The organism is Pseudomonas sp., from assembly GCF_036387035.1.
GTDB lineage: Bacteria > Pseudomonadota > Gammaproteobacteria > Pseudomonadales > Pseudomonadaceae > Aquipseudomonas.
The window spans coordinates 1-7,448 of record NZ_DASVUM010000106.1 but is presented as its reverse complement, the minus strand read 5'-3'; the positions used below and the strand labels follow the sequence as shown (position 1 = coordinate 7,448).

Annotated in this window: 6 protein-coding genes and 1 pseudogene; 5 read left to right on the top strand and 2 right to left on the bottom strand. The window is 60.9% G+C overall.

What is annotated here, in order from left to right; all coding sequences use genetic code 11:
* Window positions 1–122, top strand: a pseudogene (locus VF672_RS24745) (IS110 family transposase); the annotation flags it as partial.
* Window positions 123–161: 39 nt separating this feature from the next.
* Here the strand turns inward: VF672_RS24745 and VF672_RS10000 are convergent.
* Entirely contained in the window at window positions 162–1,832 is a 1,671-nt protein-coding gene (locus VF672_RS10000; RefSeq protein ID WP_331104218.1) for a bifunctional diguanylate cyclase/phosphodiesterase, read from the bottom strand.
* 201 nt (window positions 1,833–2,033) lie between these two features.
* Between VF672_RS10000 and rep the strand changes: the two genes are divergently transcribed.
* From rep to VF672_RS09980, 4 genes are all read left to right on the top strand, one after another.
* Complete coding sequence (gene rep / locus VF672_RS09995) at window positions 2,034–4,043, top strand: DNA helicase Rep (RefSeq protein WP_331104216.1); 2,010 nt, start codon at window positions 2,034–2,036, stop codon at window positions 4,041–4,043.
* A gap of 40 nt (window positions 4,044–4,083) precedes the next feature.
* Complete coding sequence (locus VF672_RS09990; RefSeq protein WP_074892657.1) at window positions 4,084–4,653, top strand: xanthine phosphoribosyltransferase; 570 nt, start codon at window positions 4,084–4,086, stop codon at window positions 4,651–4,653.
* A gap of 193 nt (window positions 4,654–4,846) precedes the next feature.
* Window positions 4,847–5,731, top strand: a complete 885-nt coding sequence (locus VF672_RS09985; protein ID WP_331104211.1) for an MBL fold metallo-hydrolase — start codon at window positions 4,847–4,849, stop codon at window positions 5,729–5,731.
* Between the two features lie 83 nt (window positions 5,732–5,814).
* Window positions 5,815–6,630: a sulfite exporter TauE/SafE family protein gene (locus VF672_RS09980; protein ID WP_331104209.1), complete on the top strand. Its 816-nt coding sequence runs from the start codon at window positions 5,815–5,817 to the stop codon at window positions 6,628–6,630.
* Between the two features lie 226 nt (window positions 6,631–6,856).
* Here VF672_RS09980 and VF672_RS09975 read toward each other — a convergent pair.
* Window positions 6,857–7,448 (bottom strand): acetyl-CoA hydrolase/transferase C-terminal domain-containing protein (locus VF672_RS09975; RefSeq protein WP_331104207.1); only part of this gene is annotated, 592 nt, incomplete at its 5' end.

Sequence of the window (7,448 nt, the reverse complement as noted above, 5' to 3'; positions counted from 1 at the left end):
AGATGCAGGCGATATGCGCGGTGATGCGTAAATACCTGACAGGTTTGTGGGCTTGCATGCGCAGCGGCGAAGACTTCAATACGGCCAAGCTTTTCAGCGAAAAACATCTGCATAAAGCTTGATCCGGAACAGAGTATCTACGGGCTTTGCACTACCACTCTTTAAATCCCCTGCTGACCCTTTCTCTGCACCTGATCCATCGCCAGATAATCCAGCAGTTGCGGGAACGCCAGCGGGTGGCTGATCAGAAATCCCTGGGCCTGATCGCAGTTGAAGCTGCGCAACAAGGCCAGTTGTTCAGGGGTTTCGACGCCCTCAGCCACTACTTCCAGGCTGAGGTTATGGGCCAGGTTGATCATCGCGTGAACCAGCTTGCGGTTCTCCTCGCGCTGCTCCATTTCACCGACAAAGCTCTTGTCGATTTTCAACAGCGTGATCGGCAGGCTGTTGAGGTGCACGAAGGATGAAAACCCGGTACCGAAATCGTCCAGCGAAAAGCGCACGCCCAGGCGACCCAGCGCGTCCATGGTCTGTTTGACCAGGTCACTGCGGCGCATGACGGCGGTTTCGGTCAATTCAAATTCCAGCCATTGCGCATCGATACCGCGATCGGCAATCAGCCGGCTGAGCGTCGCAAGCAGCTGGTTGTCCTGAAACTGGCGAAATGAAAGGTTGATTGCCATGTGCAGCGGCGGAACGCCCTTCTCGCGCAGGGTCTGCATGTCGCGCAGCGCCCGGGCAATGACCCAGTAACCCAGCGGCACGATGAGCCCGCTCTGCTCGGCCAGCGGCACGAACTCACTGGGTGGCAACAGCCCGCGCTCAGTGTGGCGCCAGCGCACCAGCGCCTCCAGCCCCAGAATATGCCCGGTGTTCAGGCACAGGCGCGGCTGGTAATGCAGCTCCAGCTCGTCGCGACGCAAGGCGCGGCGCAGCTCGCTTTCCAGGTCAGCGAGGCTGCGGGCATTGCGGTTTATTCGTTCGTTGAACACGTGAAAGGTGCAGCCTTGCGTGCCCTTGGCTTGCTGCATGGCGATGTGCGCATGCCACATCAACGGATCGGCGCCGCCGTTGAGGCGCGCATAAGCAATGCCAAGGCTGCAGCCGATCAACAGGCTTTCGCCATCAACCCAATACGGTTCGGACAGCGCCTCGGTGATGCGCTCGGCGATGGATTCCGCGCGTTCAGGGGCGCGGCGCGTGTCGATCAGCAGGGCGAACTCATCGCTGCCCAGTCGCGCCAGTTGATCGCACGCCTCCAGCTGGCTTTTGAGCCGCGCCACCACCTGCAGGATCAGTCGATCGCCCGCCTGGTGACCCAGCGCGTCATTGGCCCGGCGGAAGTTGTCCAGGTCCAGATGCCCCAGCGCCAGGCCGCGACCGTCGAACTCGGCCAGCCGGGCCGCCAACAGCGTCTGAAAGCCCTGCCGATTGGCGATACCGGTGAGAGGGTCCTGCTCGGCCAGACGATGAAGCGTGGTTTCGAGCGCGCCACGCTCTCTTACGTGACGCAGACAGCGGCGCAAAGCCTGGGTGGTAAGGGCTTCGCGTACCAGCCAGTCGCTGACGCCTACCGGTTCTTCGTCCGGCTCCGTATCGAAAAGCAATACGGTGGGCCAACTGCATTGGCCAGCGGCGGGCTGAAGGGCCTCGGGGGTGAAGAGTACGCCGGGAGCGGTCAGGTCTGTGTGATCGCCAACAGTGTCCCAGCTCGACGCGCAGTCAAGGACAAAGGCGTCTCCGAGCGGCGCCAGGCACTCGCGCAACGATGCCGGCCATTCGGGCGAGTCCGCCAGAAGCAGCAAACGCAAGGGTTCGACAGGCGTAGACAAGCTAACTCCCCACACAAACGTAATGACCTTGGCGCACCCCCGAATGAGGGCCGTCAAATGCGAGAATCATCCGCAATACGCAAATGTAACAAAACGGCGAAATATAGATAGCGTGGCGCATCACAGTGTCGGACGGTGGCTGCACAATCCGCTGACCCTGTTAAAATGCCCGCCCTTTTCCAGGCGACCCCATTTTTCCTCATGTCCCGACTCAATCCCCGGCAACAGGAAGCCGTGAACTACGTCGGCGGCCCTCTTTTGGTGCTCGCCGGCGCTGGCTCCGGCAAGACCAGCGTGATCACACGCAAGATTGCCCACCTCATCCAGAACTGCGGCATCCGTGCCCAGTACATCGTCGCCATGACTTTCACTAACAAGGCGGCGCGGGAGATGAAAGAGCGCGTCGGGACCCTGCTGCGCAGCGGCGAAGGGCGCGGCCTGACCGTTTCGACGTTCCACAACCTGGGCCTGAACATCATCCGCAAGGAGCATGCCCGGCTGGGCTACAAACCCGGCTTCTCGATCTTCGACGAGACCGACGTCAAAGCGCTTATGACCGACATCATGCAGAAGGAATACTCGGGCGACGACGGCGTTGACGAGATCAAGAACATGATCGGCGCCTGGAAAAACGAACTGATCCTGCCGCCGGAAGCCCTCGCCAACTCGCGCAACCCCAAAGAACAGACCGCCGCGATCGTCTACAGCCACTACCAGCGCACGCTCAAGGCGTACAACGCGGTGGATTTCGACGATCTCATTCTGCTGCCGGTGAAGCTCTTCGAAGAGCACGCCGACATTCTGGAAAAGTGGCAGCACAAGGTGCGCTACCTGCTGGTCGACGAATACCAGGACACCAACGCCAGCCAATACCTGCTGGTGAAAATGCTCATCGGCACGCGCTGCCAGTTCACCGTGGTGGGCGACGACGACCAGTCGATCTATGCCTGGCGCGGGGCGCGGCCGGAAAACCTTATGCTGCTCAAGGACGATTACCCGTCGTTGAAAGTGGTGATGCTGGAGCAGAATTACCGCTCCACCAGCCGCATTTTGCGCTGCGCCAACGTGCTCATCGCCAACAACCCCCATGCGTTCGAGAAACAACTGTGGAGCGAGATGGGTCATGGCGACGAAATCCGCGTGATCCGCTGCAAGAACGAAGACGCCGAAGCCGAGCGCGTCGCGATCGAAATTCTCAGCCTGCACCTGCGTACCGACCGGCCTTACAGCGATTTCGCCATCCTTTACCGTGGTAACTATCAAGCCAAGCTGATCGAGCTGAAGCTACAACACCACCAGATTCCATATCGGCTGTCCGGGGGCAACAGCTTCTTCGGGCGCCAGGAAGTCAAAGACCTCATGGCCTACTTCCGTCTGCTGGTGAACCCGGATGACGACAACGCGTTCCTGCGCGTGATTAACGTGCCACGCCGGGAAATCGGCTCGACCACCCTTGAAAAACTGGGCAACTACTCGACCGAGCGCAAGGTGTCGATGTACGCCGCGACCGACGAGATCGGCCTGGGCGAACATCTGGACAGCCGCTTCACCGACCGCCTCAAGCGCTTCAAGCACTGGATGGACGGCGTTCGCCAGCAATGCGCCACGCAGGATCCGATCGCCGCCCTGCGCAGCATGGTCATGGACATCGATTACGAAAACTGGATTCGTCAGAACAGCTCCAGCGACAAGGCCGCCGACTACCGCATGGGCAACGTGTGGTTCCTTATCGAGGCGCTGAAAAACACGCTGGAGAAAGACGAAGAAGGCGGCATGACCATTGAGGAGGCCATCGGCAAACTGGTGCTGCGCGACATGCTCGAACGTCAGCAGGAAGAAGAGGACGGCGCCGAAGGCGTGCAGATGATGACGCTGCACGCCTCCAAGGGTCTGGAGTTCCCGTACGTGTTCATCATGGGCATGGAGGAAGAAATCCTCCCGCACCGCTCCAGCATCGAGGCCGATACCATCGAAGAAGAGCGCCGCCTGGCCTACGTAGGCATCACCCGCGCACGACAGACGCTGGCGTTCACTTTCGCGGCCAAACGCAAGCAGTACGGCGAAATCATCGACTGCCTGCCAAGCCGCTTCCTCGACGAACTTCCGCCGGACGATCTCGCCTGGGAAGGCAATGATGACACCCCGGTCGAAGTTAAAGCCGTACGCGGCAATACTGCCTTGGCAGACATACGCGCCATGCTGAAAAGATAACGTTCATTTCGCGCACATTGCGCTCTGAGGACCAACCCACGTGGAAGCACTGCACAAGAAAATTCGCGACGAAGGCATCGTGCTCTCTGACCAGGTACTGAAGGTCGACGCGTTCCTCAACCATCAGATCGACCCGGTGCTGATGCAGCAGATCGGAGACGAGTTCGCCACGTTGTTCGCCGACTCGGGCATCACCAAAATCGTCACCATTGAGGCATCGGGTATCGCCCCTGCGGTCATGACGGGCCTGAAGATGGGCGTCCCGGTGATCTTCGCGCGCAAGCACCAGTCGCTGACACTTACTGAAAACATGTTTTCCGCGTCGGTGTACTCGTTTACCAAGCAGACCGAAAGCACCATCGCCATTTCCACCCGTCATCTGAACAGCAGTGATCGTGTGCTGATCATCGACGACTTCCTGGCGAACGGTAAGGCGTCCCAGGCGCTGATCTCGATCATCAAGCAGGCCGGCGCAACCGTCGCCGGGCTCGGTATCGTGATTGAAAAGTCGTTCCAGGGCGGCCGCGCCGAGCTGGACGGCCAGGGCTATCGTGTAGAGTCACTGGCGCGCGTGCAGTCGTTGAAGGACGGCGTGGTGACATTCGTCTGATCCGGATTCACCTTTGGGTTGCGCAGCAAACGCGGCGCTTTGGGCCAGCAATGGCCTAACCCCGTGGGAAATGAAGCTTGCTCGCCAAGGCAGACTTTCAGTCGCAGAGGCAGGTGTGAATGTACCGGCCCTTCGTGAGCAAGCTCGACTCCCACCGCTTATTTGCGGTCAGTAGTAGAACAGGAGACACGTTATGGAAATCGGCACCTCACTGAGCGTAGAGGCGTTCTTCGATCCACAGACCTCGACCATCAGTTACCTGGTCGTTGACCGCTCTACCCTTCAGGCTGCGTTGATCGACAGCGTGCTGGATTACGACCCGAAATCCGGGCGTACCAGCACGCAATCGGCAGACAAGCTGATCGGCAGGGTTCGTGAACTGGGCGTGTCGGTGCAGTGGATTCTGGAGACCCACGTCCACGCCGATCACGTCTCGGCCGCGGCCTATCTGAAAGAGCAACTGGGCGGTACGGTCGCGATTGGCAGCCACATCACCCGCGTGCAGAAAGTCTTCGGTACGTTGTTCAACGCCAAAGGCGATTTTGCCCGCGACGGCAGCCAGTTCGACCGGTTGCTGGAAGACGACGCGCATTTTCAGATCGGCAGCTTGCAGGCCCGCGCCATGCACACCCCTGGCCATACGCCGGCGTGCATGACCTACGTGATCGAAGCCGGCGGTGAAGCCGTGGCGTTTGTCGGCGATACGCTGTTCATGCCTGACTACGGCACTGCCCGTTGCGACTTCCCCGGTGCCGATGCGCGCACGCTGTATCGCTCGGTCGGCCGCATTCTCAGCCTGCCGCCGCAGACACGCCTGTTCATGTGCCATGACTACCTGCCCAACGGCCGCGAGCTGATGTTCATGACCACCGTTGCCGAGCAACGCGCCAGCAACATCCACGTGCGCGAAGGCATCGGCGAGGACGCCTTTGTCGAAATGCGGGAGAAGCGCGATGCCACCCTCGACATGCCGGTGCTGATCCTGCCTTCAGTGCAGATCAACATGCGCGGCGGCAACATGCCGGAGGCGGAAGACAACGGCGTGCGCTACCTGAAGGTCCCGATTAATGCGCTGTGAATCCAGTCGAGTATGCTTCCAGGGCGCACCCGCAGACTAACAGCCCATCCGAACAGCCCTTCCACTGAACTTGCTCACCTGACATGAATGAACACGAACTGATCGGAGCCGGCCTCGGCACGATCATTGGCGCAGTATTAGCGCTGACGGGCGCCGGTGGCGGCATTCTCGCGGTGCCGCTGCTGGTTTTCGGGCTGGGCCTGACGATGATCGAAGCCGCGCCCGTGGGGCTTCTGGCGGTTGGTCTGGCGTCGGCGGTCGGCGCAGCGCTCGGGCTGCGGCAAGGCATCGTTCGTTACCGCGCGGCCATTTTCATCGCGATCATCGGCATCGCACTGTCGCCGATAGGGCTGTGGCTGGCGCATCAATTGCCCAATGCGCCGCTTGCGTTGGGGTTCGCACTGATCTTGTTTTATGTCTGTACGCGGATCTATCGCAAAGCGGCTCACGAGCTGCGTCACGGCAAACCGCCGGATCGAGGGGCATTCAGGCCTTGCGTGGTCAATCCGCTGGTGGGTCGATTGCGCTGGACACTGCCGTGCGCTCGGTCGCTGGCGGCTACGGGCGCACTGGCCGGGCTGTTGTCAGGATTGCTGGGCGTAGGGGGCGGCTTTGTCATCGTGCCGGCATTGACCCGTTACACGGACCTTGAGATGAAGAGCATCGTCGCGACGTCGCTGGCGGTGATCGCATTGGTCTCGACCGGCAGTGTGATCACGGCCAGCGTCAGCGGCGCGATGCACTGGACGGTGGGGCTGCCCTTCGCCGCCGGCGCCGTCGTCGGACTGATAGGCGGCAGGCAAGTCAGCCGTTACCTCGCCGGCCCGAGGTTGCAACAGCTGTTCGCAGTCAGTGGGTTCTTTGCCGCAGTGCTGCTGGTGATCAAAACCCTTAGTTGAACTCACGCCCTGCCCTCCTCGTGCGCGCACGCAAGTCTGTGTGCTCGCAACCAGAACCCACGTCAGACGCAAATCCTGTGCACGCAACCAGAACCCACGTCCGACGCAAATCCCCTGTAGGAGCAATCGGAGGTTACGACGGTCGCGAAGGCGGCGGGTCTGTCACACCCAGGTCGCCCGCCCCACCGGAATCGCGAGCACGCTCAATGGTCCAGGACCATCGGGCCTAAGCCGTCGCCTGCAACCCCGCCAACACCAGGCGCTGATACAGTTCATCGCGCAAACCTTGTGGGTGACTGAGGCCCATGCGCTGTAAGTGTTCCGGATACGCGCTCGCATCAGGCGCCTCGAGCGTGGCCTTGCCCAGCTCAAGGATTTCCGTGAGCTTGAACTTGCTCTTCAGCCAGTTCAGCGCGCGCAGCAGGTCTCGCTCCTCAGCGGTGAAATCGCAACCTAACGGGTATTCGACGAACAGCGACGAAAACTGATCGCGGATGTCCTTGAGCCGCTCCGGCGTGTTGCGGCTGAACAGCGGATCAAGGCGGAAATCCCGGGGCAGCTTGCCGGCTTTCTGCGCCTGATCGATAAGGCCCGGCTGGAAGCGCGAGTCGCTGATGTTGAGCAGTGCCTCGATGACTGCCGCATCGGTCTTGCCGCGTAAATCGGCGATGCCGTATTCGGTGACGACGATGTCGCGCAGATGCCTCGGGATCGTCGTGTGCGCATAGTCCCAGACGATGTTGGAATTGACCTCCCCGCCCGCCTCACGCCAGCTGCGCAGGATCAGCACTGAACGGGCGCCCTCCAGCGCGTGGCCC